Origin of the sequence: Fusobacterium ulcerans, from assembly GCF_003019675.1 — a bacterium.
In the GTDB taxonomy this organism is placed as follows: domain Bacteria; phylum Fusobacteriota; class Fusobacteriia; order Fusobacteriales; family Fusobacteriaceae; genus Fusobacterium_A; species Fusobacterium_A ulcerans.
Genome location: NZ_CP028105.1, coordinates 1,196,951 through 1,221,617, shown reverse-complemented (window position 1 = coordinate 1,221,617; position 24,667 = coordinate 1,196,951). Strand labels below are relative to the sequence as shown.

The window sequence follows — 24,667 nt, the reverse complement described above, 5'->3', positions numbered from 1 at the left end:
CGAAAATCGTTATATCATTAAATATATAATGATTACAATTTTGACTTAGATTGGTTAAGGAGGGGAGAATAATGGGAATAGAAATAGAGAATATTGGTGAATATTTGAAATGTCATTCAATAAAACCATCATACCAAAGAATGAAAGTATTTCAATATCTGTATGAAGAAAGAAACCATCCAACAGTAGATATGATATATAAAGCCCTTTGCACTGAAATACCAACATTATCAAAAACAACTGTTTACAATACATTAAATCTTTTTATAGAAAAAGAAATAGCTAATGTGATAGTAATAGAGGAAAATGAAACTAGATATGATATAGATATGAGTATACATGGTCATTTTAAATGTGAGCAATGTGGAAAGATATACGATCTAGATGTAAATAAAGAATTATTGAGCTCTAAAGAATTAGATGCATGTGAAATTAAAGAACATCATCTTTATTTTAAAGGAATTTGCAAAAACTGCTTGAATAATTAAAATAACATGAAATTATTATGGAGGTGTTATTATGACAAAAAATGAATTTTTTAAATGTAAAGATTGTGATATGGTATTTGAGGTAGTTTCTGAAGGAAAAGGATGCTCAACTGCTGCTGGTAACGACAAGGTAGAAAAATTAGAAGCTAAAACTCAAGATGCTTCAACTGAGAAACATGTTCCTTATGTAGAAGAGAAAGAAAATGGATATCTTGTAAAAGTTGGGAAAGACACAAAACACCCTATGCTTGAAGCTCACTATATAGAATTTATTGAAATTATAGTAGATGGAGACAAACTTTATAGAAAATATCTAAAACCTGGAGAAGAGCCAGAGGCTTTCTTTGAAGTACCAAAAGGAAAAGAAGTTGTAGCATTTGAATATTGCAATATTCATGGATTATGGAAAGACAGATAATTTAAGATAAGATTAAAATAAAATCAGTAAAAAACCAGGAGGAAACATAATGAAAAAATATGAATGTAAGGTTTGTGGATATATTTATGATCCAGTAGATGGAGATCCAGATAATGGAGTAGCACCTGGAACTGCTTTCGAAGATCTTCCAGAGGATTGGGTATGTCCTTTATGTTCAGCAGAAAAAGACGAATTTGAAGCAATCTAAGTGAAAAAGTCTTAAAAAAGGACACGTCACAATAGGCGTGTCTTTTTTACAACATAAAAACAAAAAAATATTGACAAAAGATAAAAAGTAGTGTACTATTAATAATCATATGCCTAGATAGCTCAGTTGGCTAGAGCATACGGTTCATACCCGTACGGTCGATGGTTCGAATCCATTTCTAGGCACCATATTCCAAATAATTTTTTTAAACCCCACTTTTTAGATTCATATGTTGTAGTCTAACCCTAAATATTTTTATGGAAGAAGATGAGCTTGGCCGGTTCATCTTTTTTCTTTTTTTGAACAAAGATATTTGCTTTGAAAAAGAAGTGATATTTGATATAATTAGTGTATTGATATAAAAGTTTTTGGGAGGAATTGTATGAAATTATCAGCGGCAATAATGACTTTCAATGAAGAAAGAAACTTAGAGAGAACTTTGAAGGCTTTAGCTGATATATGTGATGAGATAGTTATTGTAGATAGTGGCTCTACTGATAGAACTAAAGAGATTGCTGAAAATTATAAAGCTAGATTTATACATCAGCCATGGCTTGGATATGGAAAACAAAGAAATACTTCAATAGAAAGCTGTAATGGAAAATGGATATTAGCAGTAGATGCAGATGAAGAACTTTCTCCTGAATTGAAACAGAAAATATTAGAAATAATAAATGGAAATGAAGATAAAAAAGTATATGAAATAAACAGGCTCTCTGTGTGTTTTGGAAAACAAATAAAACATGGAGGATGGGGAACATCTTATGCTGTAAGACTTTTTTTGAAAACAGCAGGAAGATTTAATGATAATACAGTACATGAAAGTTTTGTGACACAAGAAGAAGTATATAAAATAAAAGAAGATATATATCACCATAGTTATCTGACTTTAGAGGATTATTTTTCTAAATTCAATCGTTATACTACTGAAGGTGCTTTGGAATACTACAAAAAAGGAAAAAAAGCAAGTATAGGACAGATAATTTTTAATCCAATGTATAAATTTATAAGAATGTATATTATAAGACTTGGATTTTTAGATGGAGTAGAGGGATTTCTCTTAGCAAGTACAAGTTCTATGTACTCAATGGTAAAATATTTTAAGCTCAGAGAAATATATAAGAATGGAAGTTACATAAATAAGAAAAACTGATAGAGGGAGCTGACAATGGATATAAAAAGAATAATAGTTTCCAGAACTGATAAAATAGGGGATTTAATATTGTCTATTCCTAGTTTTTTTATGATAAAAAAAATGTACCCTAATGCAGAACTGGTAGTTTTAGTAAGAAAATATAACTATGAGATTGTAAAAAATCTTCCTTATATAGATAGAATTCTGAAAATAGATGAATATTCTCAAAGTGAACTTATAGAAAAAATAGCATATTTTAAGGCAGATGTATTTATTGCATTGTATAATGACTCTTTTGTAGCAAAACTGGCAAGAGCAAGTAAAGCAAAAGTTAAAATAGGACCTATATCTAAACTTTCATCTATTTTTACTTTCAACAAGGGAGTATGGCAGAAAAGGTCAAAATCTATAAAAAATGAGGGAAAATATAATCTTGATCTTGTTAGAAAATTAGATAAAGAACTTTATCAAAAAGTATATGAATTAAATACTAAGATGAATTATGAAGAAAAACATAGAAATGCAGCAGAACTTTTCTTTAAAATGAATGATATAAATGGGCAGGCCTTAGTGATAAATCCATTTATTGGCGGGTCTGCAAAGAATATAAAAGATGAAGAGTATGCAAATCTTATTATGAATTTTAAAAGAAGGAATCCAGAGGTAGCTGTTATAATTACATGTCATATTTCTGAAGAAGAAAGAGGAGAAAAACTTGTAAAAGATTCTTTGGAAAAAGGTGTATATTTATATGCTAATGGTGGAGAACTTTTAAATATAGCAGCAATAATAGACAGAGCAGATGTATATTTTGGAGCTTCAACAGGGCCTACTCATATAGCAGGAGCATTGAAAAAAAGAATAGTTGCGATTTATCCAGCTAAAAAAACACAAAGTCCTACAAGATGGGGAATTCTTGGAAATGATAAAGTATTTTATCTAATACCAGATCAGAATAATCCATCAGAAGACTATAATAATCCATACTTTGATAAGTATGATAAAAATATGGAACTTGAGCTGATTTTGGCCTTAGAAAGAGCCTTGAAGCTTGAGGAAGGTGGTAAAAATTAGAATATTAATAATACACACAGCTTTTATAGGAGATATAGTCCTCTCTACACCATTGGTAAAAAAGCTGAAAGAAGTGTATCCCTGGAGTGATATAACTTATGTTACAACACCAGCAGGAGCTTCTATATTGAGGAATAATCCTAATATAAGTGAGATAATAGAGTATGATAAAAGAGGAAAACATAAAGGATTGAAAGGAATATATCAGCTGGGGAAAAGGTTAAAATATGAAAATTTTAATCTGGTAATAACTCCTCATAGATATTTGAGAAGTTCTGTTTTGTCGTGGTTGACAGGTTCTCCTGTAAGAAAAGGATATAAAAATGCAGCAGCTTCTTTTCTATATACAGAAAAAATTCCTTATGACAAAAAGAAACATGAGGTAGAAAAACTATTATCTTTTGTTTCTGGAAAAGAAAATAAAAGGTATGAAATAGAATTATATCCAAATGAACAAGATGTAAAAAAAATAAATGAAATGCTAAAAGAATATGAAGGGAAAAAACTTATACTGCTGGCACCTGGCAGTAAGTGGTTTACTAAAAAATGGCCTCTTGAATATTTTAATGAAATAATTGGGCAATTAAAGAATAGAGAAGATATAATAACTGGGATAATAGGTGGAGCAGATGAGTTAGCTCTGAATATTGTAACTGGTGGAAATGTAGTTGATTTCAGAGGGAAAACTTCTCTCTTGGAACTTGCAGAACTTATAAAGAGATCAGAGCTGGTTGTAACAAATGATTCATCTCCTATACACATAGCTTCAGCATGGAAGGATGTTAAAATACTTGCAATATTTGGTCCTACTGTAAAAGAACTGGGATTTTTTCCATGGTCTAAAAATAGTGTGATATTTGAAACAGAAGGGCTGCCATGTAGACCATGTTCACTTCATGGAGGAGATAAATGCCCTCAAAAACATTTCAAATGTATGTTGGATATAAGACCAGAAATAGTATTGAATGAAATACTGAAAATAATAGAGAGAGTCTGATTTTATGGATAAAGAAAAACTGGGGAATATTTTTTTATACTACAAAGAAAAAAAAGACAGGAAACTGTATGAAAGAATTGAAAATAAGGAATATAAAATTATAAAAATACTAAAAGATGATCAAAGGAGCTATGTAGCACTTATAGAAATAGATGAAGAAAGGCTTGTGTATAAACATCCTATTGAAAAAAACAGTAGAAAATGGCAGAGATTCCTTTCTATATTTAGAGGAAGTGAAAGTAGGAGAGAATTTCAAAATATAGAAAAAATAAGAGAAGTTGGATTAAATGGAGCTGAACCTAGACTGGCTGTAGAAAAAAAAGAAGGATTAGCTGTAGTAGATTCATATCTTATCTATTCATATATTGATGGGAGAGAAAGCAATTTTAGAGATATAGAGTTAATAAGTTATGAATTAAAAAAAATACATGAGTTAGGTTTTCTTCATGGAGATTCTCACTTGAACAATTTTTTAATAAAAGATAATGAAGTTTATCTTATAGACACAAAGTTAGAAAAAAATAAATATGGAAATTTTGGAAAGAGTTTTGAATTTATGTATCTTGAAGAAAGCTGTCCTAAAAAAATAGATTTTGATAAGGATAATATCTATTTTAAAGGAGCTAAGATGTTAAGGGGGTACTTGACACTGCTTTCAAAGTTCAAGATGAAATTAAAGAGTATTAGGAGAAGAAAAAAGTGAAAATACTGGTTATCAGGCTGAGCTCAATAGGAGATATCATATTGACTACCCCTGTATTGAAAGCATTTAAAGAAAAATATCCAGAAGCATCTATAGATTTTTTGGTTTTGGACAAATTTAAGGATTCTATAGAGGGAGTTCCATATATTGATAATGTTATAGTGTTCAATAAGGAAAAGAATGATGGACTTCATAATATGGAGAAATTTGGTAAAGAACTGAAAAAAAATGGATATGACTATATATTTGATCTTCATTCTAAAATAAGATCAAAAGTTATTTCAAAAAACATTGGAGTAAAAACTTTCACTTACAGAAAAAGAAGCTGGTGGAAAACTCTTCTTGTAAAAATGAGATTGATAAAATATAAAGTTGATAATACAATAGTTAAAAACTATTTTGGTGCATTTAAAGATTTTGGAATTGAATATAAAGGTGAAGACATAAGCTTTGCTTTTTCTGAAAAAGATGAGACACATAAAGAATATGAGGGTTTACCTGTAATGGCACCAGGGGCTTCAAAAAATACTAAAAAATGGACAAAAGAAGGATTTGGAGAACTTGCAAATCTAATTTATGAAAAATATGGGAAAGAAACTGTCCTTATTGGTGGAAAAGAAGATGAAGAACTTTGTAATGAAATAGATAAAATAAGTGGAGGTCATACAATCAATATGGCTGGAAAGCTTTCTCTTAAAGAGAGTGGAGCACTTTTATCAAGAGCTTCTTTTCTTGTTACAAATGACTCAGGACCTTTTCATATAGCAAGAGGAGTAAAATGTAAAACATTTGTAATATTCGGACCTACAAGTCCAGAAATGTTTGACTTTGGTAATAATACTGTATTAATAGATAAGAATATAAAATGCTCTCCTTGCAGTCTGCATGGAGATAAAGAATGCCCTAAAGGTCATTTTAATTGTATGAGGCAGATAACAGGAAAAGAAGTTTTTGAAACAATAGAAAATAGTGTAAAAATATGAAGGAAGTGGTGAATAAGAGATGGCAAAAGCAAAGAATACAGAAAAAAACCGTGAAGTGAGTGAAAAAGAAAAAGCATTAGAACTTGCAATGAAACAGATAAAAAAAGATTTTGGTGAAGGATCTATAATGAAACTTGGTGACAATCAGGAAATGAATATAGAGGTTATCTCAACTGGAAGTATAAACCTAGATGCAGCATTAGGTTTGGGAGGAGTGCCAAGAGGAAGAGTAGTTGAAATATATGGGGCTGAAAGTTCAGGAAAAACAACAATAGCACTTCATATAGCAGCAGAAGCACAAAAAGCAGGGGGAATAGTAGCTTTTATAGATGCAGAGCATGCTTTGGATCCTGTATATGCTAAGGCTTTAGGAGTAGATGTAGATGAACTTCTTATATCACAGCCAGACTATGGAGAACAAGCTTTAGAAATAGCAGATATGCTGGTAAGATCAGGAGCTGTAGATGCTATAATTGTAGACTCAGTAGCTGCACTTGTACCAAAAGTAGAAATAGATGGAGAAATGGGAGATCAGCAGATGGGACTTCAAGCTAGACTTATGTCAAAAGCTTTAAGAAAACTTACTGCTACATTAAATAAATCAAAAACTACAATGATATTTATAAACCAAATCAGAGATAAAATAGGTGGATTTGGATTTGGACCTCAAACTACAACTACTGGAGGAAAAGCTTTAAAATTTTATTCATCAGTAAGAATGGAAGTAAAAAGAATAGGGTCAGTAAAACAAGGTGATGAGGTAATTGGGAATGAAACTGTTGTTAAAGTAACTAAAAATAAAATAGCTCCACCATTTAAAGAAGCAGCATTCCAAATAATGTATGGAAAAGGAATATCAAGAGTGGGAGAAATACTTGATATGGCTATTGAAAAGGATATAGTTGCAAAATCAGGGGCTTGGTTTAGTTTTGGAGATATTAGACTTGGACAGGGAAAAGAAAATGTAAAAGTAAGACTTGAAACTGAAGTAGAACTTCTTGAAAAAATAGAAGAAGAAGTAAAAAAAGCTATAAAATCAGAAAAAAAAGAAGAAATAGAAACTGAGAAACCGGAGGCCAAAGAGGGAGTATTAAGTTTTGAAGAAGTTTAATTTAAAAGGCAATAAGATATATTTTGATGAGATATTCTATATAGATTTGAATAAAAATACTATAACAGAATTTGATTTGAAGAATAAGGAGTTCCTTACAGATGAAGAATATGAGGCACTTATCAGATTAAGAGCTTTAAGTATGGGGTATTTCCTTTTATCAAAACAAGATTATTCAATCAAGGAATTAAAAACTAAACTATTGCTAAAATATAGAGAAAAGAATATAATAGATAAAATTATAGAAGAATTTAGGGAAAAAAACTATTTAGATGACTACGAATATGGAAGAAGTTATGTAAGAAATCATAATTATGGAAAGAAAAAGATGGAATTCATGCTTTTTCAAAAAGGAGTTTCTCAAGAGATAATAAAAGAAATCATAAGAGAAAATTCTGTAAAAGAATTAGAAGAGATAAAAAAATTATGGATCAGACTTGGGGATAAAGAAAAAGAAAAAAAGATACTTTCTTTGATGAGAAAGGGCTTTGAATATCAGGACATAAAAAAAGCAGTGTCAGAGCTGGAGTAATGTGGAGGATAAAATGTTAGGTTTGATTTTAGCTTCATCAACAGGTTTCTTTTTGTTTATATTTATAAGTATATTTTACCTTCCAAGGATTCATTTTTTAAGTGAAAGAAAAAGAGTAGAATACTCAAGAAGAAAATTAAAATGGCTTTCAAAGATGGTATTAGGAAGTCTAAATGTAAAATTAAGAGTAAAATACAAGAATAGAAGAGCAATAAATTCTTTAGATAAAACTAAAGGGATAATTTTTGTATGTAATCATCAAAGCAATCTTGATATACCAGCAATAGTTACAGCATTACATATGGATGTAGGATTTGTAGCAAAACATGAGATGAAATCTTGGCCTTTTTTTGGGACTTGGATGAAGAAAAGCAACTGTGTTTTTCTCAATAGAGAAAATCCAAGAGAAGGAATTAAAGATATGAAAAAAGCTGTAGAACTTATAAAAAAAGGGTATCCTACTGTAATTTTTCCAGAGGGAGAAAGGACAATCAATGGAAATGTGTTAAGCTTTAAAAAAGGGAGCTTTAAATTAGCTACTGAAACTAAAGGAATTATTGTTCCACTTACATTAAAAGGGACATATGATATTCAAAAAAGAGGAACTCTTAAAATGAATAGAGGGAAACTAGTAACTTTAGTTGTAGATGAACCAATTTTTGTAGAAGATATTCCTAAGGAAGAACTAAAAAATTTGAATATCAAAGTGAGAGATATCATAGTTAGGAACTTTGAAGCAATATAAATGTTTGTAGTGTAATTTATACTACAAAAACCTATATTTTTATTGACAAGAAGATTGTAAAATGTTAATATTATATCAGTTATATGACTGACGGAACGTGGAATTAACCACATGAAGTATAACGATGACAATGCCGACCGTCTGGGCGAACAAGCCTAGATTGTCGGTTTTTTTTATACATTTTTTTAGGAAAAGATAATAAAAAAATATCAAATATAATTGTTGACTTAATTTATAAGGAATGATAAAATAAAAATATATAAAAAGGATCAATGAAAAGTATAAATATTTTAAACAGTTAGTAAAACTGATATCATTCAGCTTTTAAATATTAAGTTTTTATTTTATGAGGAGGTATCATAATGAAATATTGGAATGGTTTTAAAGGGGACCTTTGGCAAAAAGAGATAAATGTAAGAGATTTTATACAATGCAACTACACTCCGTATGAAGGAGATGAATCTTTTTTAGTTAAATCCACTGAAAATACCAAGAAAGTATGGGATAAGCTTACTGAAATGTTTAAAGAGGAAAGGGAAAAAGGTATCTATGATGCTGAAACAAAAAAACCTCAAGCAATTGATGCTTATGGACCTGGATATATTGAAAAAGATGCTGAGGCTATTGTTGGACTTCAAACTGATGCTCCTCTAAAAAGAGGAATCTATCCAAAAGGTGGACTTAGAATGGTAAAAAATTCTCTAGAAGCTTTTGGATATAAAATTGATCCAATGACAGAAGAAATATTTACAAAATATAGAAAAACTCATAATGAAGGAGTTTTCTCTGCATATACTGATGAAATGAAAGCAGCAAGAAAATATGGGATTATAACTGGACTTCCTGATGCTTATGGAAGAGGAAGAATAATAGGGGATTACAGAAGAGTAGCTCTTTATGGAATAGATAGACTAATAGAAGATAAGAAAAATCAAATGAAAATATTAGAAATTCCTGAAATGGATGATGAAACTATCAGAAGAAGAGAAGAAACTCATGAGCAAATTCAAGCATTAAAAAGATTTGTAAAAATGTGTGCTTCTTATGGTTTTGACGTTACAAGACCAGCAGAAAATGCAAAAGAAGCTGTACAATTTGTATACTTTGGATATCTTGCAGCAACTAAAGATCAAGATGGAGCTGCTATGTCATTAGGAAGAACTTCGACTTTCTTAGATATTTATATTCAAAGAGATCTTGAAGCTGGACTTATAACTGAAGAAGAAGCTCAGGAGCTTATAGACCAATTTATAATAAAGCTAAGAATAATCAGATTCTTAAGAACACCTGAATATGATGCACTATTCTCAGGAGATCCTACATGGACTACTGAATCATTGGGAGGACAAGGTGTAGATGGAAGAACTCTTGTAACTAAGACATCTTTCAGATATCTTCATACTCTATATAACCTAGGACCAGCTCCAGAACCAAATTTAACAGTTCTTTGGTCAGTAAATTCTCCAGAAAACTGGAAAAACTATTGTGCAAAAGTATCAATAGATACATCTTCTATTCAATATGAAAATGATGATTTAATGAGACCAGAATTTGGAGATGACTATGGAATAGCTTGTTGTGTATCTCCTATGAAAATAGGAAAAGGAATGCAGTTCTTTGGAGCTAGAGCAAATCTTGCTAAAACTCTTCTTTATGCATTAAATGGTGGAAAAGACGAGAAAACAGGAGTTCAAGTGGCACCTAAATTTGAACCTGTAACTGGAGATTATTTAGAATTTGATGAAGTAGTTGAAAAATTTGAACAAATGATGAAATGGCTTGCAGGTGTGTATGTAAATGCTTTAAAAATAATTCACTATATGCATGATAAATATGCATATGAAGCATTTGAAATGGGGTTACATGATCTTGATATTGAAAGAACTCAAGCTACAGGTATAGCAGGACTTTCAATAGTTGCTGACTCACTTGCAGCTATAAGAGATACAAAAGTAAAAGTGATAAGAAATGAAGAGGGATTAATTGTAGATTTTGAAAGAGAAGGAGACTATATTCCTTATGGAAATAATGAAGAATCTACAGATGAACTTGCTGTAAAAGTTACTGAGAAATTCATGAATTATTTAAGAACACATGAAACTTACAGACATTCAAGAGCAACTCAGTCTATCCTTACTATAACTTCAAACGTTGTATATGGTAAGAAAACAGGAAATACTCCAGATGGAAGAAGAGCAGGAACTCCATTTGCACCAGGAGCAAACCCAATGAATGGAAGAGATACTAGAGGAGCAATAGCTTCCCTTGCATCAGTTGCAAAATTACCATTCCACCATTCAAATGATGGAATATCATATACATTTGCAATAGCTCCAGGAGCATTAGGAAAAACTCAAGAAGACAGAGTAGAAAATCTTGTTTCTATGATGGATGGATACTTCACTCCAGAAGGAGGACAACATCTTAATGTCAATGTTTTTGACAGAGAATTGTTAGAAGATGCAATGGAAAATCCTGAAAAATATCCACAACTTACAATCAGAGTATCTGGGTATGCAGTAAACTTTGTAAGATTAACAAGAGAACAACAATTAGATGTATTATCAAGAACAATTAATGGAAGAATGTAATTTGAAATAATATAAAATAAATTAAAGAGGCTGATTCAAACTTGGGAAGAGACTTTCAATTTTGGATCAGTCTTTTCTTTAAATATATGATATACTAAAATAAAAGTTTGAATTAAATAAAGGTGAGAATAATGAGTGAATTAAGGAAAAAGAGAATGGTAATTACGGATAAAAATGACTGTATGGAGGTGGTAAAAACTAATAAAAAAGGAGAATAAATTAAAAATGAATATAAAAGAAAAAAGAAGAAAAATAATACCTGATCCAAATGAGATTTTTCCATGTGAATATAAGAACATGTGCTATATCAAAAATGAGGTGAAGGCATCTAATATAGAAATAGGAGATTATACATACTATTCTGATGAAAATGATTCTGTAAATTTTGAAAAAAACAATATACTTTTTAATTATCCAGAGTTTGGAGATAAACTAATTATTGGAAAATTTTGCTCAATAGCTCAAGGAACAAAAATAATTATGGGATCAGCAAATCACAGAATAACAAGTATAAGTACATACCCTTTTAATGTATTTGGAGGTATATGGGAAGAAAAGACTCCTTCTCATCTATCACAGCTTCCATTTAAAGGAGATACCATAATAGGCAATGATGTGTGGTTAGGAAGAGAAAGTGTTATTATGCCAGGAGTAAAAATTGGAGATGGGGCAATAATTGCTGCTTATTCAGTAGTGGCAAAGGATGTAGAACCGTATACTGTTGTAGGAGGAAATCCTGCAAGGGTATTGAAAAAAAGATTTGATGATGAATTTGTTAATATTCTATTAAAATTAAAATGGTGGAATTTCGATAAAGAAAGGTTGATAAAATTTCTTCCTGTATTATGTGATGAGGATATAGAAAATGTAAAATTAAAATTGAAAAAAGAATTGAAGAAATAATCAAATATTTCTTAAAGGAGATGGAAATATGAGTAAGATTGGAAATATACATTCATATGAAAGCTTTGGTACAGTAGATGGTCCTGGAATAAGATTTGTACTTTTCCTCCAAGGGTGTCCCTTGAGATGTAAATTTTGTCACAACCCTGATACATGGAATATGTCAGAAGAAAAAATAAAAGAGGAAGCAACAGAAACTTTTGAAAAAGTAAGAAAATATAAGGGATATTTCGGAAAAAAAGGTGGGCTTACAGTAACTGGAGGGGAACCCCTTCTTCAGGCTGATTTTGTTCTTGAACTTTTTAAATTATGTAAAGAAGATGGAATAAATACTGTGGTGGATACTTCAGGATATATATTTAATGAAAAAGTAAAAGAGGTATTGGAGTATACTGACTTAGTACTTTTAGATATAAAAGCTATTGATGAAAAAGTATATAAAGAGCTCACAGGGGTAGAACTGGAAAATACATTGAAATTTGCCCAGTATTTGAAGGAGAAAGGGAAAAAAGTCTGGATAAGACATGTAGTAGTTCCTAGAATTACAGATGATGATAAACTTTTAAATAGATTAGCTGAATATGTATCCGCTTTAGGTAATGTAGAAAAAGTTGAATTGCTTCCATATCATAGACTTGGAGAGTTTAAATATAAAGAACTGGGAATGAAATATGCTCTGGAAGGGGTAGAGGAACTTTCTAAAGAAAGATTGGAAAATGCGATCTCTATCTTTAAAAAATATAATTTGAAAGTTAATTAGGAAAAAACTGCTTTTTTCTTGTAAAAGTGATATAATAATCAGTAGATGAAAGAAGAAAAAAGGAGGAACTAAATGATAATTTTAGGAATAGAGAGTTCTTGTGACGAAACTTCGATAGCTATATTAAGAGATGGAAAAGATATATTAACTAATAAGATATCTTCTCAAATAGAGATACATAAAGAATATGGAGGAGTAGTACCTGAAATAGCTTCAAGACAGCATATAAAAAATATTGCTGCCATATTAGATGAGGCATTAGAAGAAGCAAAAATAACTCTTGATGATGTTGATTATATAGCAGTAACTTATGCACCAGGCTTGATAGGAGCCCTTTTAGTAGGGGTATCTTTTGCAAAGGGGCTTTCTTATGCCCATAATATTCCAATCATACCAGTACACCATATAAAAGGGCATATGTATGCTAATTTTTTAGAGCATGATATAGAGCTTCCATGTATAGCTCTTGTTGTATCTGGAGGTCATACTAATATAGTGTATATGGATGAAAATCATAAATTTATAAATATGGGTGGAACTCTTGATGACGCAGTAGGAGAAAGCTGTGACAAAGTGGCAAGAGTACTTGGATTGGGATATCCAGGAGGACCAATTGTAGATAAAATGTATTACCAAGGAGACAGAAATTTTCTTCATATAACTGAACCAAAAGTAGGAGAATATGATTTTAGTTTTTCAGGAATAAAAACTGCTGTTATCAACTTTGTAAATAAGATGAATATGAAAAATGAAGAGTTTAAAAAAGAAGATCTTGCAGCTTCATTTTTAGGAAAAGTAGTAGATATTCTTTGTAAAAAAACTTTAAAAGCAGCTAAAGATAAGAATGTTAAGACTATAATACTTGCAGGTGGAGTTGCAGCAAATTCTCTATTGAGAAGTCAACTCACAGAGCAGGGGGCAAGACTTGGAATAAAAGTTTATTATCCATCAATGAAGCTTTGTACAGATAATGCAGCTATGATAGCAGAGGCAGCATACTTTAAACTTAAATGTGCTGAGAAAAAAGAGGACTGCTTTGCAGGGCTTGAGCTAAATGGAATAGCAACATTAGATGTAACTAAAGATTTATATTAAAAGAATAAGTGGAAAGCTGACTAAAGGCTTTCCACTTTTTGCTTAATATGATTAAAGATAAATTTCTTTTTCTGAATCCAATTCTTCAAACAATTCCATTCTATTACGTTTTAATTTTAAGTAGAGAATACAATAAGCAGTATCGATATATGAACTAAGCCATAGGAAACCAATACCTAAAGTTAGAACACATAAAATAATCCATCCTATAAAAGATAAACCTAAAAGGAAAATATCCCATTTATATCCATCTGTTATTTTCATGCTTAATTTCAAAGCTTCTCTTCCTGAAATTTCAGGATATTCAATTGCTATAAGAAGTGACATAGAGTAGCTAATGCTTTTTATAATTCCAGGAATAACAAGAAGGAGAGACCATAAAAATGTAAATAAACAAAAAGCTCCACCTACTCTAAAAGCAGTAAACATGTAATTAAAACCGAAAGAATAATGTTTAACTTCTAATTTATTTCCTTTAGCTAATTCAAGAAAACATTTAAGGCTTCCCATAACATTTGCATTTGTAAGAGAAATATTCATAATAATAAAGATAACAAGAAAAATTAAAAGTAACAATAAACTATTTTCTACTTGGTTGAAAACTAATTCCTCCAAAGAATTTAATACTTCTAAAAGAAGAGAAATTAAAAAGAAGCAAATATGTATTAATACTCCAGTTCCCCAGTTATTTTTTAGAGTATTTAGACTTTCATTTTTAATATTACCTATATTGATTCCTACCATTTTTAAATTTTCCTCCTTGCATATTAGTTACTTATATAATATACATGAAAAAGTTAAAAAAGTGTAGATAAAAAAGAAGATTAAAAATAATTAAAAAGATAATTTGTCATCTTAATTATTTATAATCTTCTAAAAAATGCTATTTTATTTTTAAAGAGTTTTATTATAAATTATTTTATCTTCTCCTAAAACTTTTTCTAATTCTACTATAATATTAATTTCAGGATTTGATTTCATTTCATTTTTTATTTCTTCTCTAATCGGAATAAAAGCTTTATCAAAATCAAAGTTTTTAACTGTAGAATTAATTTCAGCTTTTAAATTTACATAATCTTCAAAAATATCAACATCATATTCTTTAACTTTTAATTTCTTTTTTCCATCATCTAAAGATCTGAAGTTATACTCAAGATTATTTTCTATTCTATCTTCAAGAATATCATATTTATCACTTGTAAAAGTTAAACTATACATACCTATTATTAGTATAAATAGAAGATTTTTCATTTTTTTCTTCCTCCTTGTTTTCTATAAACTGAGAATAAATTTCTTTTATTTTGCTAAGAATATAATCTGGCTGAATTAATAAATAGGAATCTTTATAGCTTAATGAACTGCAATCAGGATAAATATCTTTAGGCTCTACCCCTTGATGCTTTTCGTTAAAGTTTCCAAGCCATTCCTTTTTACTGCTCTTAGGGCTAAAAATAGCAAAGCTTGGAATATCTAGACTTTGAGCTATATGTCTAGGACCCCCTTCATTTCCAAAAAACATATCACAATTTGAAATAAGTGCAGCTAACTCTCTTATTGATTTCGTTTCTATATTTGCAAAAATATTTTTGCTATTAAGTTGTTTATGAAGATTTTTAATGAAATTCTTTTCATCTGGAGAGTAAAACAATATTACTTGGGCATTAAATTCTTCAACAACTTTATTTATAGTCTTTTCCATTTTTATAATAGGATAAATTTTTTCTGGCCTTCTTGAAGTGGCAGCACAAATGAAGATAGGCTTTTTAAAATCTATTCCAGCTTTCAGCATTTTATTTTTCATATATTCTTTTTCGTCTTCAGTTATATGAGTAGTGTAGTTATTATCATATATTATTTTATATTTCTCTTCTAATGGAACTAGCATTTTTAAAAATTTATCAACCTTATCTTTTGAGTTTAAAGGTTCTGAAATTTTATGAGTATATGTTATCCCTCTGTATTCTTTTTTTCTTCCTATTCTATATTTGCTTCCTAATGAAAAGAGAGTGAAAAATTCACTTTTAGGAGTAGACATAATATCAATAACTATATCATATTTTTTTCTTGTTACTTTCCAGACTTTAGCTAAATATTTGAAAGGATTTTTTTGTTCCTCTTTTGTTATGGGAATAATATTATCAATATATGGGTGATTTTCAAATAGAGGAACAATATGCTCATACACTACATAATCAATTTCAGCTTTTGGAAAACTTTTTTTGAGAGTATTACATATAACAGAGCTTAAAATAGAGTCTCCAATTTGTTTAAAACGTACTATAAGTATTTTCATATATTTCTCCTTAAAAACTATACTTAAAATAAAAAAGAGTGTTATTATTTTATGATTATATAAAATAATAACACCCCAATATCTATTCTATGTCTCATTAGTATATTTTTTTAAAGTGAAAGTTGCTCTAACTCCGGCTGAAGTATTTTCTATATTATATTTGGAAGAATGAGCATCTAAAATTTCTTTGCATACATACAATCCTAAGCCAGTTCCATTTTTCTTTGTTGTAAAATATTTTTTCCATATTTTATTTAAATTTTCTTTTTTTATTTTTTTTCCATCATTTTCAATATTTATTTTTACTTCTTTTTTAAATTCTTCTACAGATATAGTCATTTCTTTTTCTGCATGTTGGATACTATTGGTTAAAAAATTAAAGATAACTTGTTCTATTTTATTTTTATTTCCTATTACTCTTATATTTTCATGGTAATTTATATGGACAATAAAGTTTTTCAATTCTTTTTCATATATTTTTAATATCATCTGTAGAGTTTGGGAAAGATTAAAAGTTTCAAATTTCATATAATTTTCATTATTAAAGTTATCATTTTTAATAAGCTCATTAGTCAACTTTAATAATCTTTTTCCTTCAGTATTTATTATTTCTATTTCTTCACTTTTATCCCTTTCATAGAGCAGTTCACTAAAGCCAATAATAGCGGATAAAGGAGTTTTTATTTCATGAGTAAAATACCTTACTTTTTCTTCAATATTTTTTTTGATATTTTTATTTTCTTCTAATTCTTTTTTATAGAGATTAATTATACCTTCAAGATTATCACTCATTCTGTATATCTCTTTATATAGTTCCTCAATTTCATCTTTACTTTTTCGATAACCTTTCTTTTCAAAATTTAGTTTACCTATATTTTTAGCCATTAATGAAAGCTTTTCAATAGGGTCAACTATATTTTTTCCAAGAATTCTCCCTATAATAATAACGATAATTATCATAATGATACCTTTAAAATAAAAATAAGATTTTATAGTAGGAAAGATATCCTTCATATCCTCATAAGAATAAAAAATTATAACTCTATAGTCTTCAATCATTTTATTTATTATTCTAAATTCATCATCACCATCATCATCAATATAGTCATCAGTTATAACCTCGTTAATATTTTTGGCTATTAAAAATTCTAGGAAATCATCTGCTTGAGAAAAAATAGTGTTAGGAATGCCAACTTCTTTTACAACTCCTTGAAAATTTTCTACATTAAGATTTCTATGTATATTTTTGTAATCTATAAAATCCTCTTTTCCTTTTTTTATAGTTAGAGGAATATAGTAATTCCCCAAAATTTGAATACTGGTTATAGCTAGACTATCTTCCTCTTTTATATCAAATTTTTCTTCAGAATAGAGATTATCCAATAATTCATCTAATAAAAAGACTTTTTTATCACCAGTTTTTTCATCAATTGAAGTTAAATGAAAAAAATTATTTAGTGTAAGAATTTCATTATCTTTTATTATCAATGCAAATCCTTTATTATCTTCTTGATATTTCTTTAAAAGATCATAGTTTATTTTATTATTTACAATAAAATTTATATTTTCTAATTCTTTCATCTTGCTGTATCTAAAATATTTTTCAAAATAAAATTCTCCTAAAATAACTTCTGCTGCTAATAAAATCATAAGGATAAGAGATAGAGTTAAAATTAATTTATTTTTTATTTTCATAGTTACTCCTCAAATTTATAACCAATAGCCTTTACAGTTTTTATATATTTAGAACAGCTGTTTAATTTTTCTCTTAATCTTGTTAAATGCTTGTCCACAGTACGATCTGTTCCGATGAAATCATAACCCCATACCCCTGAAATTATCTGTTCTCTGGTTTTCACTATACCTTTATTTTCTTCCAGATAAAATAGGATATCTCTTTCTTTTATAGTTAAAGTTATTTCTTCTTTATTCAATAGAACCTTTCCACTTTTTTTATTTATTTCTAAATCTCCATATTTTTTTATTACACCGCTTTTAAAGACATATCTTCTAACAATAGATTTTAATATTTCTTTAGAGAAAGGTTTGGTTATATATCCATCAGCTCCAGATTCATAGGCAATAATCTGATTTTTTTCATCTGAGAGTGCAGTTAAAAAGATTACTGGAGTTTCTGTTATTTCTCTTATTTTTTGAGTTGTACTGATGCCATCTATTTTAGGAAGCATTATATCCATAAGAATGAGTTCATATTTTTTTCCCTGTTGAATTTTATCAATTGCTTCCTCCCCAGTAACAGCTTCTTCAATTTCTATGTTTTCATCTTTTAGGACTGCTTTTATTAACTTTCTTATATGTGCAGTATCTTCTACTATCAGTATCATCTTTTCACCTCATTGCTATTTTAAAATTTAAATAAATATATACTGGATTGAAAAAATTATACCATTTAAAAAGAATAAATTCCTAATTTTTTAATTGAAAAACTGAATATAGAAGCAGTTAGTTTCTTTAATATGAAATAAAATAGTCACTAATAATATTTAAAAAATAAAAATAAAGAAATATTAAACAGGAAATTAAAATTTTTGTGGTATAACCTAAAATAAAAAAGAATATGAAAAAGAGAATATTATAATGCAAGTATAATTTTTTATTATATATAGATAATATATTTTTATTTTTAATTATAAAGAAAAGATGATACTCTAAAAAAGGTTTTGAAAAAATTAAAAATAAAATTAAAATTTAAAAATAAAGGAGTAAAAAGTGAATAAACAAGATGAAATATTAAAATTAGAAATAAGTAAATTACGTGAAGCAGGACACAAATTTGTAAATAAAGAGATCTCTGTAGGGGATTTTAAAGGAATATCTGGTGGAATGGGAGTATATGCCCAACGTGGTGGACAGGACTTTATGATAAGGTTTAGAACAAACTCTGGCTTGATGTCAATAGATCATCTTGAGTTAATAAAAAACTTTACTGAAAAATATGAAATAGAAGATATTCATTTTACTACAAGACAAGCAATACAACTGCATCATTTAAAAATAGATGACATATGTGATATTATGGAAACAGCTTTGGAACACAAACTATATACTCGTGGTGGTGGAGGGAATTATCCTAGAAATGTAGCTATTTCTCCAATGTCAGGAGTAGAAAAGGGAGAAATATTTGATGTAACAGAATTTGCTTTGAAGATAAGTGAATATTTTATGAATAGAATAACAGAATACAAACTTCCAAGAAAATTGAAGGTAGCTCTGTCATCAAGTGATAGAGATGCTGCTGGAGCAACAATTAATGATCTAGGATTTATAGCCGCACAAGAAAATGGAGAACCATTCTTTAGAATGTATTTGGCAGGGGGACTTGGAAATAATCCAGGAATATCAATACCTTATGACAAAAAAGTAGCTCCTAAAGAAATACTTTATTATATAGAAGCAATGATAAATCTTTTTATAGCAGAAGGAGATTACAATAATAGAGCAAAAGCAAGAACAAGATATATTCCAAGAAGAATGGGAATAGCTGAATTTTTAGCAGCTTATGAAAAACATTTGATAAAAGTAAAAGAGGAAAAAAATCTTGATTTAGATATAAAAGCTGTATTATCAGAGACTCAAGAAGAGTACTCTCACAATTTGGAAGAAAATCTTTCATTGGTGCATCAAAGACAGGATGGATTATATACAGTAATTATTCATCCCTTAAATGGACAGATTTCATCAAAGGATTTTGAGAAAGTAGCAGTATTTATAAAAGAAAATAAAAATGCAGAAGCTAGATTGAGTATGACTGAAAGTATGTATGTGAGAAATCTTAATGAGGAGCAAGCTAAAGTTCTTTTAGAAATTACAGATAAATTTAGACAAAAAACAAAAATACAACAAAGTATGAGTTGTGTGGGAATTCCTACTTGCCAGATAGGAATAGAACAAAGCCAAACTTTAGTTAAAAATATTCTTGAATATATTCAAAAAAATAATATTTCTGAAGAAAATCTTCCATCAGTATATGTTTCAGGATGTCAAAATTCATGTGGAAGACATCAAGTTGGAGATATGGGATTTGCAGGAGGAAAGAAAAGAGTAGGAGATAAAATTGAAGATGTTTTTGATATCTATATTGGAGGTATGGTAAGCAGAGAAAAAACAATATTAGGAACAAAACTTGGGACTATGCTTATGAGTCAGATACCAGAGTTTATAGGAGAACTTGCAATAGAACTTGAAAAAAGTAATATGGATTATAGAAAATATATAACTGAAAAAAATGAGAATTTTATGGAGCTAGTGAAAAAATATTTAGTATAAAATAATGTAAAAAAGTAAAAATATAGAGAGTAACTAAAACAACATAAATAGCAAAAATATAAAATTATTTTTAAATTGAATTAAAGTTCGTGTTTTTATCTAAGCACGAACTTTTTTATTTTATAAAATAATAATACTTAATTAATAGGAATTATTATTTGAAATATTTTAGAAAATTATTGATGGCTTATAAAAAATATAAAATTTAATAAAAAAACATCTAATTTTGTTTTAAAAATTCTTTTGAAGAAAAAGAAGGAATCTAACTTTATGCTGGAATAATTATATTAATTAAGTTTATAGACATATTTTAGATAAATTTTTTAAAGGAGGTATATTATGAAGAAAATTATGATTTCATTTTTTACATTTGCTTTTACATTCTTGGCTTCAGGAAATATGGCTTTAGCCAAACTCAAGCCTGTTAAAGTAGAAGAACCATTTACAGGGCAGGTATTAACTGAAGGATTATCTAATCCTTGGAATGTACGTTATGGTCCTGATAATATGCTTTGGGTTACAGAAAGAACAGGGAAGCGTATAGTAAGAGTAAACCCTGAAACAGGAGCAAAAAAAGTAGCATTAACTATAGATGAGGCAAGAGCTGAAGGGCAGCACTTTGGTGTTTTAGGAATGGCATTAGCCCCAGACTTTTTACAAAAAGATAGTCAAAATTATGTATATGTATTCTATACATATGTTCCTAAAGATAATACTACAGAATTTGGTTATAAAAAACTTGTAAGGTATCAATATGATACAAAATCTGAAACTTTAAAAAATCCAACAGTTATTATAGATAAAATTCCAGCTGGAGATGACCATAATGGAGGTAGAATAACTTTTGGTCCTGATGGTAAATTGTATTTGACTCTTGGTGAGTTAGGTCATAACCAAGGTAAAAATGCTTTCAAAAAAAATGAAGCTCAAAGATTACCAACAGCAAAAGAAATTCAGGAAGGAAATCATGATGCTTATGTAGGAAAAGTTTTAAGAATGAACCCAGATGGATCTATTCCAGAAGACAACCCTGTTCTCAATGGAGTAAAAAGTCATATATTTACATATGGGCACAGAAATCCACAAGGGATTGTCGTTGTAGAAAATAAGATTTTCTCTAGTGAACATGGACCTTCTTCAGATGATGAATTGAATATTCTTGTAAGTGGAGGAAACTACGGATGGCCATATGTTGCAGGATTTCAAGACAATCAATCATATAAATTTATAGACTGGTCAACAGCTCCTAAAGATGCAGCAGTAGATCCTAATGTACCTGATCCTCGTGTAAAAGTACAATTAGAATCAGATTGGAAAGCACCAGCAAACTATAAAGATCCTATAAAAACTTTCTATACAGTCAGAGAAGGATATAATTATCATGATGGAGATATCTATGGAGATATTTCTTATGTTGAATGGCCAACAGTGGCGCCATCTAGCATAAATTATTATGCTGGTGGACCTATGAAAGGATGGGATAACAGTATTTTAATGACTACTTTAAAAGCAGGGACTCTTTTTAGAATAAAATTAAATAATCAAAAAGATAATGTTCAGGGAGAGATAGCAACATTTTTCCATACACCAAATCGTTATCGTGATATAGCTGTAAGCCCAGATGGAAAAACATTTTATATTCTTACTGATAGTGAAGGATCAGCAAGAGACATGGATTTAAAACCAACTACTAAATTACAAAATCCTGGTTCGATATTAATGATAAAATATAATGGTGAAAAATAAAAAATAATTTAACTCTCAAATTTTAGATAGCCCAAAATAAAAACAGCTTTTTATGATGAAATAAAATTATAAAGAGCTGTTTTTTATAGTTGAGAAAAAGATGGAAATAGTTATGAAACTCTATAACTAAGGATAAGAAAAAGAAAGTATGCTATAATAAATCTAGGGGTGGTTTAAATTACAAAAAAATAACATCTGAGGAGGAGCAATGGATTATAAAAACAAAGCAATAAATTGTGTAAAAGATACAGTTTTATTGGAACAAAAAAGACAATTTGAAGAATGCGGTTGTAATTTAGATGAACAATATAAAAAATATGGAAACACAGAGGCATTTTTTGCAAATATAATTGAAGCAGGTCATATTTATGAAATTGGTTATCCTAAATGTGTTTGTCCAGAAGTATTATCAGGAAAAATAAATGATATATCACATTGTGAATGTTCGAAGCAAAGCATATTATATATTCTTGAAAACTTATTGCCAGATAAGAATATAAATGTAGAGATTATTGAAACTGTCTTAAGTGGAGCAAAAAAATGTTGTTTCAAAGTTAGTGTGGATTAAAATAAATAAAAGGTCATCTGAAAAGGGAGATACATAATGAAAAAATAGTAGTTTTTATACTTTTTATATTGCATGCAATGACATTTTCTAAAAATTTGATAGTTAAAGATGGAGAAACTATAAGCAGCAGATTTCTTGTTCCATCAGAATATGAGAGAGAGTATTATCCAGAAGACTCTTTTGGTACTTACTTAAGAAGCTTGAAACTTAAAGAGATGGGAGCACCAGTACTTTTATATGATGGAAGAGAAAAATTTGTGCAATCTTATATTTCAGTAATAGATATGCCTATCTTACCTCAAGATCTAATTCAGTGTGCTGATGCAATTATAAAGCTGAGGGCTGAATATTTATATAGTCAAAAAAAATATGATGAAATATCTTTTGATTTGACAAATGGTATGAAAGTTCCATTTTCAAAATTTGTGAATGGGGAAAGAATTAAAGTCAGTGGGAATAAAACTGTATGGATAAAAGGGAAATATAAAACGGGACATGGAAGAGAAGTATTTGATGAATATCTGAAATTTATATATACATATGCAGGAACCCTTTCATTGTCAAGAGAATTGAATAAAGCAGATATAAAAGATATAAAAATAGGAGATGTATTTATTCAAGGTGGATCTCCAGGACATGCTGTAATAGTAGTAGATATTGCTGTAAATAGAAAAACAGGAGAAAAAATTATGATGCTGGCTCAAAGTTATATGCCATCTCAGGAACTTCATATTTTAAAAAGTATTTTTGATATTTCTCCATGGTATAAAATAGAAGATGAGAAGCTTGTAACTCCTGAATGGTTATTTGAAAAAGGAAGTTTAAAAAAATGGTAAGATATAGAGAAAGATAAAAATAAAAAATATTAAGGGGAAAAGAAAATGAAATATTTATTACAAGGTCTGACAATGGGGTTGGCATATGTAGCTCCTATAGGACTGCAAAATTTATTTGTTATAAATACAGCTCTTACTCAAAAGAGAAGCAGAGCATTTATAACAGCATTTATTGTTATATTTTTTGATGTAACTCTTGCGTTGGCATGTTTCTTTGGAATAGGAAGCATAATGGAAAAGTCAAAACTTCTAGAAAGAGGAATACTTCTTGTAGGAAGCTTTATTGTTATTTATATAGGAATAGGTCTTGTAAAAGCAAAAGGTTCTCTCAATAATTCTACAGAAGTAAATATTCCTTTGATAAAGGTTGTAACTACAGCTTGTGTTGTTACATGGTTTAATCCACAAGCAATTATTGATGGAAGTATGATGTTAGGAGCATTTAGAGCTTCTCTTCCGCCAGGTGAAGGGATGAAATTTATATCAGGGGTAGCTTTTGCTTCTTGTATGTGGTTTATAGGAATGACAATATTTATAACATGTTTTAGCAGTAAGATTACAGAAAAAGTACTGAGGATAATAAACATAGTATGTGGGGCAGTTATAATATTTTATGGAATAAAATTATTTTATAGTTTTATTCAAATGGTAATTTAATAAATTGATAAAATACAAGGAAGGTAAAATTTACCTTCCTTAATATAATTAGTTATTTTTTATCAATAAAAGTTTTTTGAAGTGAAGCTTTAAGGTCATTTCTTAATTTTTCAATTTCCTTAGGATAGTTTTCAGAAAGGTTTTTTGGATATCTGTCGTTCATAAATCTTCCATAGTTATCCATTCCCCACCAGTCAGCAAGATCATCATCAAAAACTTTATAAGCCTTCATATATGAATCCCACTTCTCATCAGATATTCCAACACCATTTCCAATAAATCCTCTTCCGCCACCAAGGAAGCCACAATTCATCATGGTAAAAAGACCTTTTCCTTTTAATAGACCTCTCAATCCATTATTATCTGCTGTATAAGCAAATTCTTTAGCAAATACTCTTTCTTGATATCCTTTTACAATAGAAGTAGCACTATCATGCCAGTTAGGATATATAAAAATAATATAATCAGCTTGAGTTACAAGTTTTTGTTCCTCAGCCACATCTTGGGTAGGAGTTCCTATTCCATCTTTTTGATAAT

General features: G+C 29.1%; 26 protein-coding genes, 1 tRNA gene and 1 riboswitch. Of the genes, 21 read left to right on the top strand and 6 right to left on the bottom strand.

Annotated features, from left to right (window positions below):
* Window positions 1-71 precede the first annotated feature (71 nt).
* The 16 genes from C4N20_RS05525 to tsaD all read left to right on the top strand — a co-directional run bounded on the left by C4N20_RS05525 (window position 72) and on the right by tsaD (window position 13,743).
* On the top strand, window positions 72-488 hold the full coding sequence (locus C4N20_RS05525) for a Fur family transcriptional regulator (protein WP_005979752.1): 417 nt from the start codon (window positions 72-74) through the stop codon (window positions 486-488).
* Between the two features lie 31 nt (window positions 489-519).
* Window positions 520-906, top strand: coding sequence for a desulfoferrodoxin family protein (locus C4N20_RS05520; RefSeq protein WP_005979750.1), 387 nt, complete (start codon window positions 520-522; stop codon window positions 904-906).
* 49 nt (window positions 907-955) lie between these two features.
* Window positions 956-1,114, top strand: a complete 159-nt coding sequence (rd, locus tag C4N20_RS05515) for a rubredoxin (protein WP_005979749.1) — start codon at window positions 956-958, stop codon at window positions 1,112-1,114.
* A gap of 111 nt (window positions 1,115-1,225) precedes the next feature.
* Window positions 1,226-1,302 (top strand) — tRNA-Met (locus tag C4N20_RS05510).
* A gap of 194 nt (window positions 1,303-1,496) precedes the next feature.
* A complete protein-coding gene (locus C4N20_RS05505; RefSeq protein ID WP_005979746.1) occupies window positions 1,497-2,267 on the top strand; it encodes a glycosyltransferase family 2 protein in 771 nt (256 codons plus the stop codon).
* Window positions 2,268-2,282: 15 nt separating this feature from the next.
* Window positions 2,283-3,323 carry a glycosyltransferase family 9 protein gene (locus tag C4N20_RS05500; protein WP_005979744.1) on the top strand — a complete coding sequence of 347 codons (1,041 nt, stop codon included), beginning with the start codon at window positions 2,283-2,285 and terminating at the stop codon, window positions 3,321-3,323.
* Complete coding sequence (locus tag C4N20_RS05495) at window positions 3,319-4,320, top strand: glycosyltransferase family 9 protein (RefSeq protein WP_172453962.1); 1,002 nt, start codon at window positions 3,319-3,321, stop codon at window positions 4,318-4,320. Before C4N20_RS05500 ends, C4N20_RS05495 begins: the two co-directional genes overlap by 5 nt.
* A 4-nt stretch (window positions 4,321-4,324) precedes the next feature.
* Window positions 4,325-5,023 (top strand): lipopolysaccharide core heptose(II) kinase RfaY, encoded by a 699-nt coding sequence (locus tag C4N20_RS05490; protein ID WP_005979740.1) that lies wholly within the window; start codon window positions 4,325-4,327, stop codon window positions 5,021-5,023.
* Window positions 5,020-6,006: a glycosyltransferase family 9 protein gene (locus C4N20_RS05485; RefSeq protein ID WP_005979738.1), complete on the top strand. Its 987-nt coding sequence runs from the start codon at window positions 5,020-5,022 to the stop codon at window positions 6,004-6,006. Before C4N20_RS05490 ends, C4N20_RS05485 begins: the two co-directional genes overlap by 4 nt.
* A gap of 19 nt (window positions 6,007-6,025) precedes the next feature.
* Complete coding sequence (recA, locus tag C4N20_RS05480; protein WP_005979736.1) at window positions 6,026-7,117, top strand: recombinase RecA; 1,092 nt, start codon at window positions 6,026-6,028, stop codon at window positions 7,115-7,117.
* Window positions 7,104-7,649: a regulatory protein RecX gene (locus tag C4N20_RS05475; protein ID WP_005979734.1), complete on the top strand. Its 546-nt coding sequence runs from the start codon at window positions 7,104-7,106 to the stop codon at window positions 7,647-7,649. The genes recA and C4N20_RS05475 overlap by 14 nt, the downstream gene beginning before the upstream one ends.
* 13 nt (window positions 7,650-7,662) lie before the next feature.
* Window positions 7,663-8,394 (top strand): lysophospholipid acyltransferase family protein, encoded by a 732-nt coding sequence (locus tag C4N20_RS05470; RefSeq protein ID WP_005979733.1) that lies wholly within the window; start codon window positions 7,663-7,665, stop codon window positions 8,392-8,394.
* 73 nt (window positions 8,395-8,467) lie between these two features.
* Window positions 8,468-8,548: riboswitch (ZMP/ZTP riboswitch) on the top strand.
* A 208-nt stretch (window positions 8,549-8,756) separates the two neighbouring features.
* Window positions 8,757-10,985 (top strand): formate C-acetyltransferase, encoded by a 2,229-nt coding sequence (gene pflB / locus C4N20_RS05465; protein ID WP_005979731.1) that lies wholly within the window; start codon window positions 8,757-8,759, stop codon window positions 10,983-10,985.
* Window positions 10,986-11,210: 225 nt separating this feature from the next.
* The gene (locus tag C4N20_RS05460) at window positions 11,211-11,888 is read left to right on the top strand and encodes a CatB-related O-acetyltransferase (RefSeq protein ID WP_005979729.1); all 678 of its coding nucleotides are present in this window, start codon (window positions 11,211-11,213) and stop codon (window positions 11,886-11,888) included.
* Window positions 11,889-11,916: 28 nt separating this feature from the next.
* Window positions 11,917-12,648, top strand: coding sequence for a pyruvate formate-lyase-activating protein (gene pflA / locus C4N20_RS05455; protein WP_005979727.1), 732 nt, complete (start codon window positions 11,917-11,919; stop codon window positions 12,646-12,648).
* Window positions 12,649-12,720: 72 nt separating this feature from the next.
* Window positions 12,721-13,743 carry a tRNA (adenosine(37)-N6)-threonylcarbamoyltransferase complex transferase subunit TsaD gene (gene tsaD, locus C4N20_RS05450; protein WP_005979725.1) on the top strand — a complete coding sequence of 341 codons (1,023 nt, stop codon included), beginning with the start codon at window positions 12,721-12,723 and terminating at the stop codon, window positions 13,741-13,743.
* A 51-nt stretch (window positions 13,744-13,794) separates the two neighbouring features.
* On the opposite strand, the gene C4N20_RS05445 is transcribed toward tsaD, so the two are convergent.
* The 5 genes from C4N20_RS05445 to C4N20_RS05425 form a co-directional block, all read right to left on the bottom strand.
* A complete protein-coding gene (locus C4N20_RS05445; protein WP_005979723.1) occupies window positions 13,795-14,487 on the bottom strand; it encodes a DUF975 family protein in 693 nt (230 codons plus the stop codon).
* A 150-nt stretch (window positions 14,488-14,637) separates the two neighbouring features.
* Entirely contained in the window at window positions 14,638-14,994 is a 357-nt protein-coding gene (locus tag C4N20_RS05440; protein ID WP_005979721.1) for a hypothetical protein, read from the bottom strand.
* Window positions 14,954-16,036 (bottom strand): glycosyltransferase family 9 protein, encoded by a 1,083-nt coding sequence (locus C4N20_RS05435; RefSeq protein WP_005979719.1) that lies wholly within the window; start codon window positions 16,034-16,036, stop codon window positions 14,954-14,956. The genes C4N20_RS05440 and C4N20_RS05435 overlap by 41 nt, the downstream gene beginning before the upstream one ends.
* An 87-nt stretch (window positions 16,037-16,123) precedes the next feature.
* Window positions 16,124-17,731, bottom strand: a complete 1,608-nt coding sequence (locus C4N20_RS05430; protein WP_005979717.1) for a HAMP domain-containing sensor histidine kinase — start codon at window positions 17,729-17,731, stop codon at window positions 16,124-16,126.
* A gap of 2 nt (window positions 17,732-17,733) precedes the next feature.
* A complete protein-coding gene (locus C4N20_RS05425) occupies window positions 17,734-18,381 on the bottom strand; it encodes a response regulator transcription factor (protein WP_005979715.1) in 648 nt (215 codons plus the stop codon).
* 385 nt (window positions 18,382-18,766) lie between these two features.
* Between C4N20_RS05425 and C4N20_RS05420 the strand changes: the two genes are divergently transcribed.
* The 5 genes from C4N20_RS05420 (at window position 18,767) to C4N20_RS05400 (ending at window position 24,130) form a co-directional block, all read left to right on the top strand.
* Window positions 18,767-20,323: a nitrite/sulfite reductase gene (locus C4N20_RS05420; protein WP_005979713.1), complete on the top strand. Its 1,557-nt coding sequence runs from the start codon at window positions 18,767-18,769 to the stop codon at window positions 20,321-20,323.
* Window positions 20,324-20,662: 339 nt separating this feature from the next.
* Window positions 20,663-22,069 (top strand): glucose/sorbosone family PQQ-dependent dehydrogenase, encoded by a 1,407-nt coding sequence (locus tag C4N20_RS05415; protein ID WP_005979711.1) that lies wholly within the window; start codon window positions 20,663-20,665, stop codon window positions 22,067-22,069.
* Window positions 22,070-22,277: 208 nt separating this feature from the next.
* Window positions 22,278-22,637 carry a hypothetical protein gene (locus C4N20_RS05410; protein WP_005979709.1) on the top strand — a complete coding sequence of 120 codons (360 nt, stop codon included), beginning with the start codon at window positions 22,278-22,280 and terminating at the stop codon, window positions 22,635-22,637.
* A 77-nt stretch (window positions 22,638-22,714) separates the two neighbouring features.
* Entirely contained in the window at window positions 22,715-23,473 is a 759-nt protein-coding gene (locus tag C4N20_RS05405) for a DUF4846 domain-containing protein (RefSeq protein WP_005979707.1), read from the top strand.
* 45 nt (window positions 23,474-23,518) lie between these two features.
* Entirely contained in the window at window positions 23,519-24,130 is a 612-nt protein-coding gene (locus tag C4N20_RS05400) for a LysE/ArgO family amino acid transporter (protein ID WP_005979705.1), read from the top strand.
* A gap of 52 nt (window positions 24,131-24,182) precedes the next feature.
* Here C4N20_RS05400 and C4N20_RS16695 read toward each other — a convergent pair whose 3' ends face one another.
* The gene (locus tag C4N20_RS16695; RefSeq protein WP_005979703.1) at window positions 24,183-24,629 is read right to left on the bottom strand and encodes an NAD(P)H-dependent oxidoreductase; all 447 of its coding nucleotides are present in this window, start codon (window positions 24,627-24,629) and stop codon (window positions 24,183-24,185) included.
* Window positions 24,630-24,667 lie beyond the last annotated feature (38 nt).

Excerpts from the sequence above, each read along its gene's own strand:
- C4N20_RS05425 (WP_005979715.1), bottom strand. The coding sequence starts at position 18,381 with ATGATACTGATAGTAGAAGATACTGCACATATAAGAAAGTTAATAAAA.
- C4N20_RS05445 (WP_005979723.1), bottom strand. The coding sequence starts at position 14,487 with ATGGTAGGAATCAATATAGGTAATATTAAAAATGAAAGTCTAAATACT.
- C4N20_RS05460 (WP_005979729.1), top strand. The coding sequence starts at position 11,211 with ATGAATATAAAAGAAAAAAGAAGAAAAATAATACCTGATCCAAATGAG.
- C4N20_RS05400 (WP_005979705.1), top strand. The coding sequence starts at position 23,519 with ATGAAATATTTATTACAAGGTCTGACAATGGGGTTGGCATATGTAGCT.
- C4N20_RS05470 (WP_005979733.1), top strand. The coding sequence starts at position 7,663 with ATGTTAGGTTTGATTTTAGCTTCATCAACAGGTTTCTTTTTGTTTATA.
- C4N20_RS05440 (WP_005979721.1), bottom strand. The coding sequence starts at position 14,994 with ATGAAAAATCTTCTATTTATACTAATAATAGGTATGTATAGTTTAACT.
- C4N20_RS05520 (WP_005979750.1), top strand. The coding sequence starts at position 520 with ATGACAAAAAATGAATTTTTTAAATGTAAAGATTGTGATATGGTATTT.
- tsaD (WP_005979725.1), top strand. The coding sequence starts at position 12,721 with ATGATAATTTTAGGAATAGAGAGTTCTTGTGACGAAACTTCGATAGCT.
- C4N20_RS05405 (WP_005979707.1), top strand. The coding sequence starts at position 22,715 with ATGACATTTTCTAAAAATTTGATAGTTAAAGATGGAGAAACTATAAGC.
- pflA (WP_005979727.1), top strand. The coding sequence starts at position 11,917 with ATGAGTAAGATTGGAAATATACATTCATATGAAAGCTTTGGTACAGTA.
- C4N20_RS05525 (WP_005979752.1), top strand. The coding sequence starts at position 72 with ATGGGAATAGAAATAGAGAATATTGGTGAATATTTGAAATGTCATTCA.
- recA (WP_005979736.1), top strand. The coding sequence starts at position 6,026 with ATGGCAAAAGCAAAGAATACAGAAAAAAACCGTGAAGTGAGTGAAAAA.
- C4N20_RS05435 (WP_005979719.1), bottom strand. The coding sequence starts at position 16,036 with ATGAAAATACTTATAGTACGTTTTAAACAAATTGGAGACTCTATTTTA.
- C4N20_RS05415 (WP_005979711.1), top strand. The coding sequence starts at position 20,663 with ATGAAGAAAATTATGATTTCATTTTTTACATTTGCTTTTACATTCTTG.
- C4N20_RS05430 (WP_005979717.1), bottom strand. The coding sequence starts at position 17,731 with ATGAAAATAAAAAATAAATTAATTTTAACTCTATCTCTTATCCTTATG.
- C4N20_RS05505 (WP_005979746.1), top strand. The coding sequence starts at position 1,497 with ATGAAATTATCAGCGGCAATAATGACTTTCAATGAAGAAAGAAACTTA.
- pflB (WP_005979731.1), top strand. The coding sequence starts at position 8,757 with ATGAAATATTGGAATGGTTTTAAAGGGGACCTTTGGCAAAAAGAGATA.
- C4N20_RS05490 (WP_005979740.1), top strand. The coding sequence starts at position 4,325 with ATGGATAAAGAAAAACTGGGGAATATTTTTTTATACTACAAAGAAAAA.
- rd (WP_005979749.1), top strand. The coding sequence starts at position 956 with ATGAAAAAATATGAATGTAAGGTTTGTGGATATATTTATGATCCAGTA.
- C4N20_RS05410 (WP_005979709.1), top strand. The coding sequence starts at position 22,278 with ATGGATTATAAAAACAAAGCAATAAATTGTGTAAAAGATACAGTTTTA.
- C4N20_RS05500 (WP_005979744.1), top strand. The coding sequence starts at position 2,283 with ATGGATATAAAAAGAATAATAGTTTCCAGAACTGATAAAATAGGGGAT.